Annotated in this window: 16 protein-coding genes and 1 pseudogene; 5 read left to right on the top strand and 12 right to left on the bottom strand. The window is 73.2% G+C overall.

Annotated features, from left to right (window positions below; genetic code table 11):
* Positions 1–78: 78 nt before the first annotated feature.
* Together ACQSSQ_RS00765 and ACQSSQ_RS00760 are read right to left on the bottom strand one after the other, a co-directional pair.
* A complete protein-coding gene (locus ACQSSQ_RS00765) occupies positions 79–1,440 on the bottom strand; it encodes an FAD-dependent oxidoreductase (protein WP_431325119.1) in 1,362 nt (453 codons plus the stop codon).
* Positions 1,441–1,488: 48 nt separating this feature from the next.
* Entirely contained in the window at positions 1,489–2,112 is a 624-nt protein-coding gene (locus tag ACQSSQ_RS00760) for a TrmH family RNA methyltransferase (RefSeq protein ID WP_431325118.1), read from the bottom strand.
* Between the two features lie 88 nt (positions 2,113–2,200).
* Between ACQSSQ_RS00760 and ACQSSQ_RS00755 the strand changes: the two genes are divergently transcribed.
* Complete coding sequence (locus ACQSSQ_RS00755) at positions 2,201–3,271, top strand: glycerophosphodiester phosphodiesterase (RefSeq protein WP_431325117.1); 1,071 nt, start codon at positions 2,201–2,203, stop codon at positions 3,269–3,271.
* Here ACQSSQ_RS00755 and pyrE read toward each other — a convergent pair.
* A complete protein-coding gene (pyrE, locus tag ACQSSQ_RS00750) occupies positions 3,232–3,771 on the bottom strand; it encodes an orotate phosphoribosyltransferase (RefSeq protein WP_431325116.1) in 540 nt (179 codons plus the stop codon). The two genes, ACQSSQ_RS00755 and pyrE, sit on opposite strands and share 40 nt — an antisense overlap.
* Positions 3,768–4,475, bottom strand: coding sequence for a class E sortase (locus ACQSSQ_RS00745; RefSeq protein WP_431325115.1), 708 nt, complete (start codon positions 4,473–4,475; stop codon positions 3,768–3,770). Before ACQSSQ_RS00745 ends, pyrE begins: the two co-directional genes overlap by 4 nt.
* A gap of 56 nt (positions 4,476–4,531) precedes the next feature.
* Here ACQSSQ_RS00745 and ACQSSQ_RS00740 point away from each other — a divergent pair, with 56 nt between their 5' ends.
* Together ACQSSQ_RS00740 and ACQSSQ_RS00735 are read left to right on the top strand one after the other, a co-directional pair.
* Positions 4,532–5,689: a pyridoxal phosphate-dependent aminotransferase gene (locus ACQSSQ_RS00740; protein WP_431325114.1), complete on the top strand. Its 1,158-nt coding sequence runs from the start codon at positions 4,532–4,534 to the stop codon at positions 5,687–5,689.
* Between the two features lie 88 nt (positions 5,690–5,777).
* Entirely contained in the window at positions 5,778–7,217 is a 1,440-nt protein-coding gene (locus ACQSSQ_RS00735) for a hypothetical protein (protein ID WP_431325113.1), read from the top strand.
* Here the strand turns inward: ACQSSQ_RS00735 and ACQSSQ_RS00730 are convergent.
* Positions 7,214–7,828: a dihydrofolate reductase family protein gene (locus ACQSSQ_RS00730; RefSeq protein ID WP_431325112.1), complete on the bottom strand. Its 615-nt coding sequence runs from the start codon at positions 7,826–7,828 to the stop codon at positions 7,214–7,216. The two genes, ACQSSQ_RS00735 and ACQSSQ_RS00730, sit on opposite strands and share 4 nt — an antisense overlap.
* A 56-nt stretch (positions 7,829–7,884) precedes the next feature.
* Positions 7,885–9,147, bottom strand: a pseudogene (locus ACQSSQ_RS00725) (MFS transporter); the annotation flags it as partial.
* Here ACQSSQ_RS00725 and ACQSSQ_RS00720 point away from each other — a divergent pair.
* Complete coding sequence (locus tag ACQSSQ_RS00720; protein WP_431325111.1) at positions 9,120–10,454, top strand: GH1 family beta-glucosidase; 1,335 nt, start codon at positions 9,120–9,122, stop codon at positions 10,452–10,454. The pseudogene ACQSSQ_RS00725 and the gene ACQSSQ_RS00720 sit on opposite strands and share 28 nt — an antisense overlap.
* Before the next feature lie 7 nt (positions 10,455–10,461).
* Here the strand turns inward: ACQSSQ_RS00720 and ACQSSQ_RS00715 are convergent, their stop codons facing one another.
* From ACQSSQ_RS00715 to ACQSSQ_RS00700, 4 genes are all read right to left on the bottom strand, one after another.
* Positions 10,462–11,067 (bottom strand): response regulator transcription factor, encoded by a 606-nt coding sequence (locus ACQSSQ_RS00715; RefSeq protein WP_431325110.1) that lies wholly within the window; start codon positions 11,065–11,067, stop codon positions 10,462–10,464.
* Positions 11,064–12,128 carry a sensor histidine kinase gene (locus tag ACQSSQ_RS00710; RefSeq protein WP_431325109.1) on the bottom strand — a complete coding sequence of 355 codons (1,065 nt, stop codon included), beginning with the start codon at positions 12,126–12,128 and terminating at the stop codon, positions 11,064–11,066. The genes ACQSSQ_RS00715 and ACQSSQ_RS00710 overlap by 4 nt, the downstream gene beginning before the upstream one ends.
* 41 nt (positions 12,129–12,169) lie before the next feature.
* Complete coding sequence (locus tag ACQSSQ_RS00705) at positions 12,170–12,622, bottom strand: DUF6069 family protein (RefSeq protein ID WP_431325108.1); 453 nt, start codon at positions 12,620–12,622, stop codon at positions 12,170–12,172.
* A 105-nt stretch (positions 12,623–12,727) separates the two neighbouring features.
* Positions 12,728–13,348: a vitamin K epoxide reductase family protein gene (locus ACQSSQ_RS00700; RefSeq protein ID WP_431325107.1), complete on the bottom strand. Its 621-nt coding sequence runs from the start codon at positions 13,346–13,348 to the stop codon at positions 12,728–12,730.
* Between the two features lie 199 nt (positions 13,349–13,547).
* Between ACQSSQ_RS00700 and ACQSSQ_RS00695 the strand changes: the two genes are divergently transcribed.
* A complete protein-coding gene (locus tag ACQSSQ_RS00695) occupies positions 13,548–14,474 on the top strand; it encodes a hypothetical protein (protein WP_431325106.1) in 927 nt (308 codons plus the stop codon).
* Between the two features lie 12 nt (positions 14,475–14,486).
* On the opposite strand, the gene ACQSSQ_RS00690 is transcribed toward ACQSSQ_RS00695, so the two are convergent.
* The gene (locus ACQSSQ_RS00690) at positions 14,487–14,942 is read right to left on the bottom strand and encodes a hypothetical protein (RefSeq protein ID WP_431325105.1); all 456 of its coding nucleotides are present in this window, start codon (positions 14,940–14,942) and stop codon (positions 14,487–14,489) included.
* 100 nt (positions 14,943–15,042) lie between these two features.
* Positions 15,043–15,765, bottom strand: coding sequence for a ferredoxin reductase (locus ACQSSQ_RS00685; RefSeq protein ID WP_431325104.1), 723 nt, complete (start codon positions 15,763–15,765; stop codon positions 15,043–15,045).
* Positions 15,766–15,770 lie beyond the last annotated feature (5 nt).

The raw sequence follows: 15,770 nt of genomic DNA, 5'->3' as shown, positions 1-15,770 counted from the left end.
CCAGGACTGGACTGTCGGGGCTGAACTGCTCGAGCCTCGGGCGGTGCGGCCATTATCGCCCACCCCTCCCCGGCCCTGTCAGGCCCGGGGGCCCAGCTTCGAGACGGCCGCGCGGGCCACCTGCTGGACCGGGTCCCAGACGGACGCGAAGGGCGGCGCGTAGCCGAGGTCGGTCATCATCAGCTCGTCCACCGTCATCTCGTTCCACAGGGCGAGCGCGAACGAGTCGATGCGCACCGCGGCGCCCTCGCGACCGACGATCTGGGCGCCGAGGAGACGCCGGGTGAGCCGGTCGGCGACCACCTTCATCGTCATCGAGCGCGCGTTCGGCATGTATCCCGCGCTCGTCGTCGCGTCGATCCGCACCGACAGCGGGTCGAAGCCCGCGTCGGCGGCCTCCCGCTCCCCCAGACCGGTGCGGGCGATCTCCAAGGTCACGACCTTGGTCATCGCCGTCCCCAGCACTCCCGGGAAGGTCACGTCGAACCCCGCGAGGTTGCGCCCGACCACCCAGCCCTGCTTGTTGGCGTGCGTGCCGAGCGGGACGTACGTCGCCCGGCCGGTGATCCGGTGGCGCGACTCGACGCAGTCGCCGGCCGCCCAGACGTGCCGGTCCTCGTCGACCCGGCCGCGGTCGTCGACCGGCAACGCGCCCTTGATGCCGAGCGGCAGCCCGGCGCCGGCCGCGAGCTCGGTGCGCCCCCGGACGCCGGTCCCGAGGATCACGACGTCGGCCTCGATCGTGCCGTGGTCGGTGACGACGGCACGCACCTGCCCGTCGAGGTCGTCCTCGAAGCCCGTGACGGTGACGGAGCTGCGCACGTCGATGCCGTCGGAGCGCATCTCCTCGGCGATGAGGTCGCCCAGGTCGCCGTCGACGGTCGGCATCGGCGTCGGGTGCTTGCCGACGACCACCGTCTCCAGTCCGCGGCGCACGCACGCCTCCGCCATCTCGATGCCGATGTAGCCCGCGCCGACGATCACGACCCGCTTCGCGTCGCCGCCGAGCGCGTCGAGCACCCGTCGTCCGTCGGCGAGGGTCTGCACGCCGTGGATCCCCCGCGCCTGGGCGCCGGGGACGTCGGGCCGGATCGGCTCCGCGCCGGTCGCGAGCAGGAGCTCGTCGTACCCGAAGGTCTGCGTCCCCTCCGGCGTACGCGCGACGACCTTGCCGGCGTCGAGGTCGAGCTCGGTCGCGGTCGAGCCGGTGCGGACGTCGATCCCGTTCGCGCGGTGCTCCTCGGGCGTGCGCGCGACGAGGTCGTCGAGGCTCGCTACGTCGCCGGCGACCCAGTACGGGATCCCGCAGGCCGAGTACGACGTCCACGGCTGGCGCTCGAGGACGAGCACCTCGAGGGCGTCTCCAAGTGCACGCTTCGCGGTGGACGCCGCGGACATGCCTGCGGCGTCACCTCCGACCACGACCAGTCTGCGGGGCATGGGTCGAGCCTAGGCCGCGACGGCGCGGCGTTCCCGGAAGCCGCCGCTTCAGCCCGGGATGTCCGCGTGCTGCGCGATCCACGCGTGCATCGCGACCGCGGCGGCGGCACCGACGTTGATCGACCGGGTCGACCCGAACTGCGAGATCGCGAGCACCGCGTCGGCCGCCGCCAGCATCTCCTCCGACAGCCCCGGTCCCTCCTGGCCGAAGACGAGCGCGCACTGCCGTGGAAGCGCCGCGCGCTCGATCGGTCGGGAGCCGTCCACGTTGTCGATCGCGACCAGCGGCACCCCGGCCGTACGGGCCCAGGCGACGACGTCGGCGACGGTCGCGTGGTGGTGTACGTGCTGGTAGCGGTCGGTGACCATCGCCCCGCGCCGGTTCCACCGCCGACGCCCGACGACGTGCACCTCCGCGGCCAGGAACGCGTTGGCCGTCCGCACGATCGAGCCGATGTTGTGGTCGTGCTGCCAGTTCTCCACCACCACGTGGAACGGGTGGCGACGGGTGTCGAGATCGGCGACGATCGCCTCCACCGACCAGTAGCGGTAGGCGTCGACGACGTTGCGCCGGTCGCCCTCGCGCAGCAGCTCGGGGTCGAGCCGCGGGTCGTCCGGCCACGCGCCCTCCCAGGGCCCCACGCCGACCTCGGGCTGATCCTCCGCGTCCACGCGCCGAGCGTACGGCGTCGCGCCGGCCACCGTCGTACGGCGAGCCCCGGTTGGAGAGGCGAGACGCAGGTCCTAGGCTCGACACGTCATGTCTGGAACCCCCGGACCGGCAGGCAGCGGCCGACCGGTCGTGATCGCCCACCGCGGCGCCTCCGGCTACCGGCCGGAGCACACGCTCGCGTCCTACCTCCTCGGCGTCGCCCTCGGCGCCGACCTGATCGAGCCCGACCTGGTGAGCACCGCCGACGGCGTGCTGGTCGCCCGGCACGAGAACGAGATCGGCGGCACCACGGACGTCGCCGACCACCCCGAGTTCGCCGACCGGCGTGGGACCCGCCTCGTCGACGGCCGCGAGGTCACCGGCTGGTTCACCGAGGACTTCACGCTCGCCGAGCTCAAGACGCTGCGCGCCAAGGAGCGGATCCCGCTGCTGCGCCCGGGCAACACCGCCTACGACGGCTGGTACGAGGTGCCGACGCTGGACGAGATCCTCGGCCTCGCCGAGATCGCCGGGACCTGGTTCGGCCGCGACGTCGGCGTGGTCCCGGAGCTGAAGACGTCGACCTACTTCCGCGACCGCGACCTGCCGCTGGAGGAGCCCCTCCTGCGGACCGTCCGCGAGTGGGGCCTCGACGACCCCGGGTCCGGCTTCGTCGTGCAGTCGTACGAGGTCGCCAACCTGCGCTACCTCGCCGCGGAGTCGCGGGTCCGGCTCGTCCAGCTCGTCGACCCGACCGGAGCCCCGTACGACCGGGTGCGGGCCGGCGACCCCCTGACCTACGCCGACATGGTGACGCCGGGCGGGCTCGCGCAGATCGCCGAGTACGCCGACGTCCTCGGCGCGGCGAAGGAGACGCTGCTGCCGCGTCGCGCCGACGGCGCTCTGGGGCGCCCCAGCACGGTCACCGCGGACGCGCACGCCGCCGGGCTCGAGGTGTACGTGTGGACGGTGCGGCGCGAGAACGCCTTCCTCCCCACCGACCTGCGCTCGAGCGCGATCGGCGGCGACGCGGGCGACGTACGCCGCGAGCTGGACGCGCTGCTCGACCTCGGGGTGGACGGCGTGTTCGCCGACCAGCCGGACGTCGCGGTCGCCGCGGTGGAGGACCGCGCCGCGCGCTACAGCCCGAGGTCGCTCTTCGCGATCGCGAACCGGTAGTCGAGCCCCTCGCCCCGGACCCGGTCGGCGGCGTCCGTCTCGCGGTCGACGATCACCGCGACCGCCACGACCTCGGCGCCCGCCTCGCGCAGCGCCTCGACGGCGGTCAGGACCGAGCCGCCGGTCGTCGAGGTGTCCTCGACCGCGACGACGCGACGCCCGGCGACGTCGGGACCCTCGACGCGGCGCTGCAGCCCGTGGGCCTTCTCCGTCTTGCGGACGACGAACGCGTCGAGCGCACGCCCCTGAGCGGCGGCCTGGTGGAGCATCGCGGCCGCGACCGGGTCCGCGCCCATCGTGAGACCGCCGACGGCGTCGTACTCGAGGTCGCCGAGCAGGTCGAGCATCACGCGACCGACGAGCGGTGCGGCCTCGTGGTCGAGCGTCACCCGCCGCAGGTCGACGTAGTAGTCCGCCTCCTTGCCCGAGGAGAGCGTGACCTTGCCGTGGATGACGGCCTTGTCCTTGATCTGGTCGATGAGGGCGTCGCGATCGCTCATGGGGCCAGGGTATCGGCGGTGTCCTTCTCCACCGCCGACGCCAGCTCGCCGAACACCACCGACCGCGCGTCGGTGTGGAAGAGCTCCGAGCAGGTCACCAGCGTGATCAGCCGCTCGGTCGGCGTCGCCTGGGGCTCGCCGGGCACCGGGTCGAGCACCCAGCCCTCCGAGAAGTCGAGCTCACGGTCCGTCCCGTCGTCGCGCAGCACGTACGTGTAGACGTGCGTCCGTGTCTCGACCACGACCTCGTCGCCCGCCCGCAGCTCGAGGAAGTGGCGGAACGGCTCCCCGTGCGTGACGCGGTGCCCGGCGACCGCGAAGTTGCCCACCTGGCCCGGACGGGCCGAGTCGGGGAACCAGCCGATGCCGCGCGCGAGCGAGCGGTCGTCGACGCCCTTCACGACCGGCACCTCGTAGTCGTCGCCGAAGCGTGGCACCCGCATCAACGCGATCGCGTCGCCCGGGACCACCGTCGCGTCGTCCGCCTCCGGCGCGTCCCACGACTTCACGAGGTCGTCGCGCAGCTCGGCCTGCTGCTGCTTGGAGATGATGTTGGTGCCGAAGTACTGCCACCCCACGTAGCCGAGCATCCCGACGCCCGCGAGCACGAGGACGACCCCGAGCGCGGTCAGCGCCCTCCCCAGCGGCGTACGACCCCGTCGGCGGCGGTCGCGGCGCGGAGGCGAGGCGGTGGTGGCGGACACGCGTCCAGTCTCGCACCGCGCGCCACGCGCCACCGCCGACGCCTAGAGTCGGGACGATGAAGACCACGAGCACGCGCGTCGCCGGTCTGGGGACCACGATCTTCGCCGAGATGTCGGCCCTCGCCGTCCGCACCTCCGCCGTCAACCTCGGGCAGGGCTTCCCGGACACCGACGGCCCCGACGACGTGATCGAGGTGGCGGTCGCGGCGATGCGGTCGGGGGCCAACCAGTACCCGCCCGGCATCGGCGTCCCCGCGCTGCGCCAGGCGATCGCGGACCACCAGCGCCGCTGGTACGGCCTGGAGCTCGACCCCGACACCGAGGTGGCAGTGACGACCGGGGCGACGGAGGCGATCGCCGGCGCGATCCTCGGCCTCGTCGACCCCGGCGACGAGGTGGTCGTCCTCGAGCCGTACTACGACTCGTACGTCGCCGTGCTCGAGTTCGCCGGCGGCATCCGGCGGCCGGTGACGCTGCGTGCTCCCGACTTCCGGCTGGACCTCGACGCGCTGCGCGCCGCGGTCGGCCCGCGCACCACCGCGATGCTGATCAACACCCCGCACAACCCGACCGGCACGGTGCTGAACGCGCAGGAGCGCGAGGCCGTCCGCGCGCTCGCCGTGGAGCACGATCTCGTCGTCATCACCGACGAGGTGTACGAGCACCTGACCTTCGACGGCGTCGCGCACGTCCCGCTCGCGACGCTGCCGGGCATGCGGGAGCGGACGCTGACGATCTCCAGCGGCGGCAAGTCGTTCTCGTTCACCGGATGGAAGGTCGGGTGGGCCAGCGGTCCGGCACCGCTCGTCCGCGCGATGGTCGGCGCCAAGCAGTTCCTCTCCTACACCTCCGGCGCGCCGTTCCAGCCGGCGATCGCGCACGCGCTCGGGCACGACGCGGCCTACTTCGAGGGGTTCGCGGCGACGCTGCAGGCGCGACGCGACCAGCTGTGCGCCGGTCTGGAGGACCTCGGTTTCACGACGTACGTGCCGCAGGGCACCTACTTCGCGACGACCGACATCCGCCCGCTCGGCCACGACGACGGCATCGCGTTCTGCCGCGCCCTGCCAGAAGCCGCGGGTGTGGTCGCCATCCCGACCCAGGTGTTCTACGACGACGTGGACGCCGGACGTCCGCTCGTGCGCTGGGCGTTCTGCAAGCAGGAGCCGGTGATCGACGAGGCGCTGCGGCGGCTGCGGAAGCTGCGCCGCTGAGTTCCGGTCGCCGCGCGGACAACGGGTGACGCGGGCGGCCGACGTCGCTAGCGTCGCGTCGTCGTGACCGCCGCCGGAAGGACCCCCGTTGCCCGCCGTCAGACCCCGACGTCTCGTCCCCGTCCTCGCCGCTGCCGTCCTGGTCGCGGTCTGCCTCGGCACCGGCGCCTCCGCCACGTCGTCGTCGTTCGGCCCGCCGCCGCCGCAGAACCCCGCGACCACGACCACCGGCACGGCCACGATGCACGGCGACACCGCCTCGAGCGACACCACCCCGTACGCCGGGCCCGGCACCGGCAAGGTCGTCGCGAAGCGCACCGCCCTCGCCTCGGCCTGCCCCGCGATCCTGATCGGCTCCGACGGCTACGTCGTCACGCTGTGCACGGCGATCTTCGGCCGCACTCCGACCGTCCACCTGCTGGATCCCTCCACCGGTGCCGACCTCGCCTCGCTCCCGCTGGCGAAGGGGAGTCTTTTCGGCGGCGTGTACGCGTACCTCGACGACGAGGACCGGCTCGTGGTCGTCGACGGCGACAAGTCCCTGCTGCGGATCGGCCACCACCACGACGACGACGGCTGGCGGCTGACGGTGGACGAGACGACGCCGATCGGATCCGCGCTCCCGGCGGACGCGGCCGTCGTGGGGCTCTCGCCGGGCTGGGACCGCGAGGTGTGGGTCGCCGCGAGCGACGGCACGGTCGGGACGGTCGCCGAGGACGGCACGGTCCGCACGATCGCGCTGGGCGAGCCTGTCCAGAACAGCATCTCGACCGTCGAAGGCCGTACGGCGGTGGTGACCGAGCACGCGCTGTACGTCCTCTCCGCCCGTGCCGACGGGTCTCCGCAGGTGCGTTGGCGGGCGCCGTACGACCGTGGTCCCGGCCGTAAGCCCGGGCAGCTCAGCTGGGGCAGCGGTGCGACGCCGACCTTCTTCGGGCCCCGCACCGGCACCGAGTACGTGACGATCACGGACAACGCGGCACCGCACGAGCGGCTCCTCGTCTTCCGGACCGACGGTGGGCCCACCCCGATCTGCGCGCTGCCGGTGCTCACCCGCCCGGCGAACAGCGGCACGGAGGACTCCCCGATCGCCTCCGGGCGCAGCGTGTTCGTCACCAACACGTTCGGCTACCCCTATCCCGCGCTGCCGGACGGCGCTCCCGCGAGCGTCCCGTCCTCGGGGTCGTTCGACGGCGGCATGACCCGTGTCGACGTGCGTCCCGACGAGTCCGGCTGCGACGTCGTGTGGGAGTCGACGGTGAAGTCGGCCGCGCTGCCGCGCCTGTCCCTCGGGGACGACCTGATCTACACCGTCACGGCGAGCGGGCCGACCGGGACGGTCGGGAGCCAGACCTTCGCCACCTACTCGTACGCGGTGGTCGACCCGCACACGGGGCGCCTGCTCACGACGACGGCGCTCGGGATCGGACTGCTGTACAACCCGCTGCAGATGACCGGGACGACCGGGTCGGACGGGACGTTCTACCAGGGCACGGAGACCGGGGTGGTCCGCGTCCGCCGCGGCTAGCAGACGTCGTACGTCAGGTGGGTCGCGGTGGACGTCACGGTCACCGTGCGCTGCACCAGCGTGCGCGGCGTGCCGCCGGTGAACAGCGGCGTCCCCGCACCGAGCACGACCGGCGCCAGGTGGAGCGTCAGGGCGTCGACCAGCCCGGTGGCGACGGCCGACCCCACGGTCGCCCCGCCGCCCATGATGACGACGTCGAGGTCCTCGCCGCGATCCGACGACGCGGCCTCCGCGCGCTGTCGTGCGGCGGTGACGGCATCGGGCAGACCGGTGGTGACGAATGTCCAGTCGAGGTCGGCGAGCCTCACGGCGGCGGGCGGCGCGCTCGTGACGACGACGAAGGCCGGCTTGCCGACCTCGCTGGCGCCGTACCCGGTCTCGTCGTCCCAGCCGTTCGGACCGTCGACGATGTCGAAGAGCCGGCGCCCGAGGACGACGGCGCCGGACCGGGCGGTTCCCTCGCGCAGGAGCCGGCGGTCGTCGGGGTCGTCGGAGAACGCCCAGGTGTGCAGGGCCTCGCCCCCGGTCCCCAGCCCGTTGTCCGGGCCGGGGTCGGGCCCGGTGACGAAGCCGTCGAGCGAGACCGAGATGTCGGCGACGATGCGGGTCATACCACGGCAGACCCGCTCGGCAGCCTCAACTCATCGGCGCAGCTCCGCTCGCCCGGTCAGGGGGTCGGGTCCTCCGCGGCCACCACGGCGATCGTCTCCCGCTCCGGCGCGAACGCCCGCGCGACCAGCAGGATCAGCGGCACCAGCACGAGCGGCACGACGTAGATCCAGCGGAGCGCGCCCTCCGTCGCGAGCGCCCCGATGAGTCCGGCGCCGATGATGTTGCCGAGGTAGTTGAAGAGGTTGAGGCGCGCGATCGCCACGTCGGCGTCGGAGCCGGGCAGGTTGCCGGCCGCGGCGAACGCGAGCGGGATGATCACCGGCAGCCCGAGGCCCATCAGCCCGAACGCGGCGATCGCCAGGGCCGGGGACGGCGCCACGACGACGAGGGCGAGCGCGACGATGCCGATCACGGTCCCCGTACGGACGACGGCGACGGCGCCGTACCGGACGACGAACCGGTCGCCGGCGAGCCGGGAGACGACCGCGCCGACCTGGTAGGCGGCGTAGCCGAGCGGCGCCACCGACTTCGCGGCGTCGAGGACGTCGTGGAGGTAGATCGTGCTCCAGCTCATCACCGAGGTGTCGGCGAGGTAGAAGACCACGACGACGAGGCCGAGCGCGACGAGCGGGCGCCACGGCACGTGCAGCGGCGGGCGCTCCACCTCCGAGACCTCGCTCGCCTCGTGCTCGGCGGCGGGCCGCACCAGGTACGGGGAGATCACGAGGGTCGTGACCACGCCGACGATCCCGGCGGCCACCAGCGACGGCATCAGCCCGATCTCGAGCTTCGCGCACCCCGCGGCGTACAGGGCTCCGACGATCGCGCCGATGCTCCACATCCCGTGGAAGCTGGTCATGATGCTGCGGCCGTACAGCCGCTGGACGGTCACGCCCTGCATGTTCGTCGAGGCGTCGGTCGCGCCCACACCGATCCCGTACACGGCGAACGCCGCGTACATCGCCGGCTTGGACTCGACGAGCCCGATCACGACCACCATCACGCTGATCGTCAGCAGCGCGAGCCGCAGCGCCAGCGCGCTGGAGCGCCGTACCGCGACCCGCTCCGCGAGCAGCGACCCTCCGCCGGCGATGACCGAGGTCAGCAGCAGGAGCAGCGTGACGTCGCCCTCGGTGACACCACGGTCGTCCTGGAAGTCGGGCAGCCTCGACAGGATCGTGACGAGGATCGCCGCCTGCAGGAAGAAGCCGACCGAGGTCGCCACTCGGGCACGGCGCAGCGCGGCCTCCGGGGGTTGCGTGATCTTGGACACGCGCCCAGTATGTGCCCATGACCGGAGATGTGACCAGGGTTTCGACGGACTTCTGGTGGGGCGCCGCCACCGCTTCGTACCAGGTGGAGGGGGCGGTCGACGAGGACGGACGGGGCCCGAGCATCTGGGACACCTTCGCCGCGCAGCCCGGTCGCATCGCCGACGGGTCCTCCGGCGCGGTCGCCTGCGACTCCTACCACCGCTGGAGCGAGGACCTCGACCTGCTGAGCGGGCTGGGCGCGAACGCGTACCGGTTCTCCATCGCCTGGCCGCGCGTGCAGCCGCCCGGCCATGGCGGTGTGAACCCCCGTGGTGTTGCCTACTACGACCGGCTCGTCGACGGGCTGCTCGAGCGGGGGATCGCCCCGTTCGCGACCCTCTTCCACTGGGACCTCCCGCAGCCGCTGCAGGACGCCGGCGGCTGGATGGTGCGCGAGACCGCCGAGCGGTTCGCCGAGTACGCCGCCGTGGTGGCCGACGCGCTCGGCGACCGGGTTGCTGCGTGGGGCACGCTCAACGAGCCGTTCGTGCACATGGCGCTCGGCTACGCGTTCGGCACCCACGCCCCCGGCGAGACGCTGCTGCTCGACGCCTTCGCGGCCGGACACCACCAGCTGCTCGGCCACGGGCTCGCCGTGCAGGCGCTGCGTGCCTCCGGCGACGTCCCCGTGATGCTGGTGAACAACCTGACCCCCGTACGCGCGGCGTCGGCGTCACCGGAGGACGCTGCCGCGGCGCAGGTCTACGACGCGTTCCACAACCGGATGTTCCTCGACACCGTGCTCCGCGGCACGTACCCCGACGAGCTCGCCGACGCCGCCGGCGCGGTGGTGCACGACGGCGACCTCGCGACGGTGGCGCAGCCCCTCGACCTGCTCGGCGTGAACTACTACAACCCGACGCTGGTCAAGGCGCCCGGAGCCGACAACCCGCTCCCCTTCGAGCTCGTGCCGATCGAGGGCTACCCGACGACCGGGTTCGGCTGGCCGGTCGTGCCCGACGGCCTGACCGAGCTCCTCGTCGGCCTGCGCGACACCTACGGGGACGCGCTGCCGCCGGTGGTGGTGACCGAGAACGGGTGCGCCTACCCCGACGAGCCCGGACCGAACGGCTCGGTCGACGACGCGGACCGCATCGCGTACCTCGAGAGCCACGTCGACGCGGTCGGCGCCGCCCGCGAGGCCGGGGTCGACGTGCGCGGCTACCTGGCGTGGTCGCTGCTGGACAACTTCGAGTGGGCGGAGGGCTACACCCAGCGCTTCGGGATCACGCGGGTCGACTTCGCGACCGGCGAGCGCACCCCGAAGGCCTCCTACGCCTGGTTCCGCGACCGCATCGCGCGGGGCTGGTGACGCGGGTTCAGAGCCACCCGTTGTCACGCGCCAGCAGGGCCGCCTCGGTCTTGTTGCGGGTGCCGGTCTTGCTGATCGCGTCCGAGAGGTAGTTGCGGACGGTGCTCGGCGACAGGTGCACCCGGCTCGCGATGTCCGCGACCGTCGAGCCGTCCGCGGCCGCCGCGAGGACCTCCCGCTCCCGCGGCGTCAGCGGGTTGGCCTGGGCCCGCAGTGCCGCACCGGCGAGCTCGGGGTCGATGACGGTGCCCCCGGACGCGACCCGGCGGATCCCGTCCACCAGGCCTTCGACCGGTCCGTCCTTGACCAGGTAGCCCCGCGCGCCGGCGGCCATCGCCCGCTGGAGGTAGCCGGTGCGCGCGAACGTCGTCACGATGACGACGCGGCACGTGGGGAGCGCGGTCGCGAGCTGCTCCGCCGCCTCGAGCCCGCTCACGTGCGGGAGCTCGATGTCGAGGAGCGCCACGTCCGGCTCGACGCGCAGCGCCGTCGGGACGATGTCCGCCCCGTCCTCGACCTGCGCGACCACCTCGAGGTCGTCCTCCAGGTCGAGGAGGACGGCGAGCGCCCCCCGCATCATCGCCTGGTCCTCGGCGAGCAGGACCCGGATCACGGGACCGGCACCCGCGCGACCAGCCGGAACCCCTCGGAGCCCGGCTCGAGGTCGAGCCGGCCACCGGCGGCGACCACCCGGCGACGGAGCCCGACGAGCCCGCCGTCGCGCGTCCCCGGCGCCGACGGGCCGCCGACCCCGTCGTCGACGACGGTCAGCACCACCATCCCGTCGGAACCCTCCACCTCGAACCGCGCCTTCGCTGCCCCCGAGTGACGGAGGACGTTCGTCGCGCTCTCGCGCACCACCCAGGCGAGCGTCTCGTCGACCCGCTCCGGCAGGTCCCCGGCGAAGGTGACGACCTCGGCACGGATCCCCGCCGCGTCCAGCGCGTGCCGCGCTCCCTCCAGCTCCTCCGAGAGCGACGGCGCACGCATGGCGTCGACGGCGCGGCGGACGTCGACGAGAGCCTCCCGGCCGATCCGCTCGATGTCGGCGGCGTGCTCGGCCGCCGCTGCCGGATCCCGGTCCGCCAGCCGGCGCACCGCCTGGGCCTTCACCACCATCACGCTCAAGGTGTGCCCCAGGAGATCGTGCAGGTCGCGCGAGAACCGCTCGCGCTCCTCCACCACGGCGACCCGGGCGAGCTCGGCGCGGGTGCGGCGCAGCGCGGCGTTCGCCTCGGACAGGCGCAGGAACGCCGTCGTGGCCGCGCCCGCGAGCAGCACACCGGCGACGCTGATCCAGAAGGCGTCGCCGACGTCGTCGACCAGCAAGGTCGCGGTCGCGGAGCCGACCGTCGCGAACCCGATCACCGCGGCCAGCGCCCAGCCCCTCAGCACGACCGGCGCCGTGATCGCGAGCAGGCCCCACGGCGACATCCAACCCTCGCCCTGCGTCGACGCCACCACGACGGACGCCGCAAGGACGACCAGCCCCGCGACACGTCCCGTCGTCACCGTCGCGACCGCGGCGACGCCGGTCACCACGAGGAGGAGGACCTGCCCGACGACCTGCGCCGGAGCGCCGTGGAGGAAGAAGAAGGGGATCCCGACCAGCAGGGGCACCCACACGAGGACGGCGGCGTACCGCTGTGCCCGGCAGACCCACGCCTCGACCATGCCGTTCAACCTACTGCTCGCGCGAGGGCCGCGTCGCGGGCTCACGCCCGGCCCTCGAGAGGACGGTGAGCCCGGCGGAGCCAGGGGATCGCGACCGCGGCGACGAGAAGGTGGAGGCTGGCCAGCGCGATCCCGGCCGACGCCGTCAGCGCGGAGGTCGTCGACACGAGGGAGAGGACGGCGAACCCGATCGCCACCCACGTCCACCGACGCCGTCCGGACTCCGATCGTCGCTGCATCCACCGCAGCAGCGCACCGCCCGCCAGCACGACGACGATCGTGCTGACCACGACCGAGGCCACGCCGACCTCCTGCGCAGCGCCGCCGAAGCCGTCCACCTCCAGCGTCACGTCCGCGACCTGGGTCCACACCGCCCACGCCGCTGCGGCGGCCGCCGCCGTCGTCCCCGCCACCGGCAGGTCGGCACGGACCGTCCGCCGCGCGGGCGCCGGTGCCGACGCGGCCTGTCCCTGAGACCTCAGCTGCTCCGTCATGTCACTCCTCCGTCCACGTCCCGCCCTGGGCCGTACCGAGGACGCTACGGACGCGCGACGGCTGCTCCCAGAGCCGAATGTGGACGGTTCAGGAGGACATCTGTCCTACGCGAAGAGGCGGTCCGGACCGAACTGGAACCAGATCACCGACACGACGGCGACGTACCAGAGGAGCACGATCAGCAGCGTCCAGTTGGACACGAAGCGCGTGATCGCCGACGTGGGCGCCCACGAACGCAGGTTGCGCGCGGTCACCGACACGAAGAGCGGGATCGTCACCGTCCACACGACCATGCAGTAGGGGCAGAGCTTCACGAGGGTGAAGATGCTCGTGTACTGAAGGAAGAAGATCAGGCCGATCGCGAAGACGACACCGACCTGCAGGCCGGCCCAGAACCACTCCGGCAGCCGCGTCCCCGCCAGGAGCAGCACGCCGAGCGTCGTGACGACGGCGAAGCCGACGAGGCCGAGGAAGGTGTTGGGGAACCCGAAGATCGACGACTGGGAGCTCGACACGACGCCGCCGCAGTCGACCCAGGCGTTGAGCGAGCACGACAGGTTGGCGCCCGGGTTCTCGAGGAGCTTGAGCTTGTCGTAGGTCAGGATCCCCGACGCGAGCACGCCGATCACCCCGCCGACCGCCATCAACCAGGCGAGCGCGCTGCGCGTCCCCGTCGCGTCCACGGCGCCGTCGCGCGGCGTCACCTCGTCGTCTATGTCGATCACGGCCCCATCGTAGGCAATGGGCCCACAGCGCGGGGACGTTCGGTGGTGACAGGACTCACCGCCGCGTTCAGGAACTTGGAGTGGTCGAGTCCGCGTTGTCCTGTTGGACTGGTTTAGTACCCCGCATTGGGGCACGTCGAGGGAGGAGAGCATGGACTCGGGACGTAGGGGCACACCCCGGCGGATGTGGATCGGGCTGGTGACGACGACCGTCGCAGCCGCATTGAGCCTGGTGCTCTGCGCCACCGGGCTCCCTGACGCGCTGGTGCTGCCGGCGCTGGTCGTCCTGCTGGCCGCGATGGCGGGCGGCCTGGTCACCGACGTCCTCGTCCGGCGCGACTGGCGACGCACCACGCTCGCGCAACGCCGATGGCTGAGCGGGCTCCCGGGCGACCTCCCCGAGTACCGCGCACGGGTGGAGGACCGCGAGCGCGCCCTCTTCGGCTGGGAGAGCCGCTGGTGGCGTCCGCTCGGCACCGCGTTCCTCGTCGCGCTGGGCGCGGCGCTGGTCCCGTTCAACCTGATCCTGCCGCTGGCGCCCGACGCGCCGGTCGACCAGCTGGTGAGCGGATGGGTCGCGGCGACGTTGCTCGTGACCGCCGCGCTGGTGGTCCGCACGGTCGACGCGGCGCGCAAGGACAGCCAGGGCCTCGTCTTCCCGGCGCCGCTCCCGGCGATGCCCGCACCGGCGCCGTCGGCCCCGGTCCGCAGCGCTCAGGAGGAGCTGCGCGAGGAGAGCATCGCGAAGTACGTCGTCGTCGAGGAGGAGATCGACCCGGCCCTGCGGCTCGCCCGCGAGCTCGAGCGCCTGACGGCGCTGCTCGACGAGCCCGGCGCGCCCCGGCCGACGCTGCCCGTGCCCGCGGACTGGCTGCCGGCGCCCGAGCCCGAGGTGGTCGCGGCCGAGGAGGTCCCGGCCGACCAGGCCGTCCCGGTCGCGGAGCCCGACGAGGCGACGGCGGTCCGGCCCGCGGCCGGCGGGCCGCCGGTGGGCGGTGAGCTCGACGCGACGCGGGTGATGCCCGCGGTCACCGAGACGTCCGCGGACTCCGCGCAGGAGGCTCCCGAGCAGCGCACGAAGGAGAGCGAGCTCGACAAGTTCTCCAAGTGGTTCCACGCCGCCTGACGCGACGGACCGCTACTCCTTCGGCTCTTCGGAGTCCTCCGCGCCCTGCTCCTGCTCGTAGCCGCGCTCCCAGGTCGCCCGCGCCTCGTCGGCGGCGGCGTCGTGCTCGTCCTGGGCGGTGCGCAGCGCGACGAGGGCGGACGCGACCGCACCCGTCTCGCCGATCTCGTACGGCGTCCCGCCGATCGTGACCACGGGCACGACCGGGTCGAGGCGCCGGGCGAACAGCGTGAGCGCCTGCCCGAGCCCCGCACCGTCCTCGCCGAGGTGGAACGAGCCGACCGCGAGCACGCTCGCGCCGGGCAGGGACTCGACCCGCTTGTCGAGCACGTCGTAGCCGATCTCGCTCGAGTCGAGCACCGCCAGCAGGTCGGCCGTCCCCTTCTCCGAGACGACGATCTCGACGGTCTGGGTGCCGGCGAGACCTCCTCCGATGCGAAGCTCCACGTCGTCGCTGCTGCCCGTCATCACGCGCCCCTCTCCGTGCTGCTGGTTCCGTTCATCATGGCGCTCGGCCGCGTCGTACGCATCCGCCGCCCGTCTCGCCCCACGTCGCGGAGCGTACGCCTCAGCTCGTCGGCCCGAACCGCTCGGTCCGGATCTTGTGCGGGTCGTGCCCCAGCGCCACCAGCATGTCCGCGACGCTCTCGACGAACCCGGTCGGCCCGCAGACGTAGCAGGTGGGGGCGAAGTCGGGCGGCCAGCCGCCGGTGTTGACGTCGGCGACGGTGAGCCGGCCCGCGGGGCGCCGGGAGCCGTCGGGCGCCTCACGCGTGTACACGGTCGTGACGTCGACCCCGGGATCCGGGGACCGCAGCTCCGAGCGGTAGAACATCTCCTCGCGCGAGCGCACCGAGTAGACGAGCCGGAACGGCGCCTTGCTCCCCGCGGCGCGACGGGCACGGACCATGGCCATCAGCGGCACGATCCCCGATCCGCCCGCGACCAGCAGGACCGGCTCCGTCTGCTCGGGCCGCCACACGAACCAGCCGCCGATCGGCCCGCGGACCTGGAGCTCGACCCCGACCTCGATGTCCTCCACGAGGAACGGCGAGACCTCCCCGCCGTCGATCGCCTGGACGGTGATCTCGGCCCGGTCGGGCTCGCCCGCCCGCGCGAGCGAGTACTCACGGTCAGCGGTGTAGCCGTCCTCGGCCGTGAGCCGGATCTCCACCCGCTGCCCGGCGACCGCGGCAGGCTGGCCCTCGACGTGCAGGAGCAGCGTCGCCGCGGTCTTGGTCTCCTCGCGGTGGCCGAGCACGACGGCCTGCCGCCACGGCATCCCGGTCATCGTGC

It is taken from the genome of Mumia spirodelae (assembly GCF_050632745.1).
GTDB lineage: Bacteria > Actinomycetota > Actinomycetes > Propionibacteriales > Nocardioidaceae > Mumia.
Note: the sequence above shows the minus strand (reverse complement) of the source record. Positions and strands in the feature narration are given on the sequence as shown.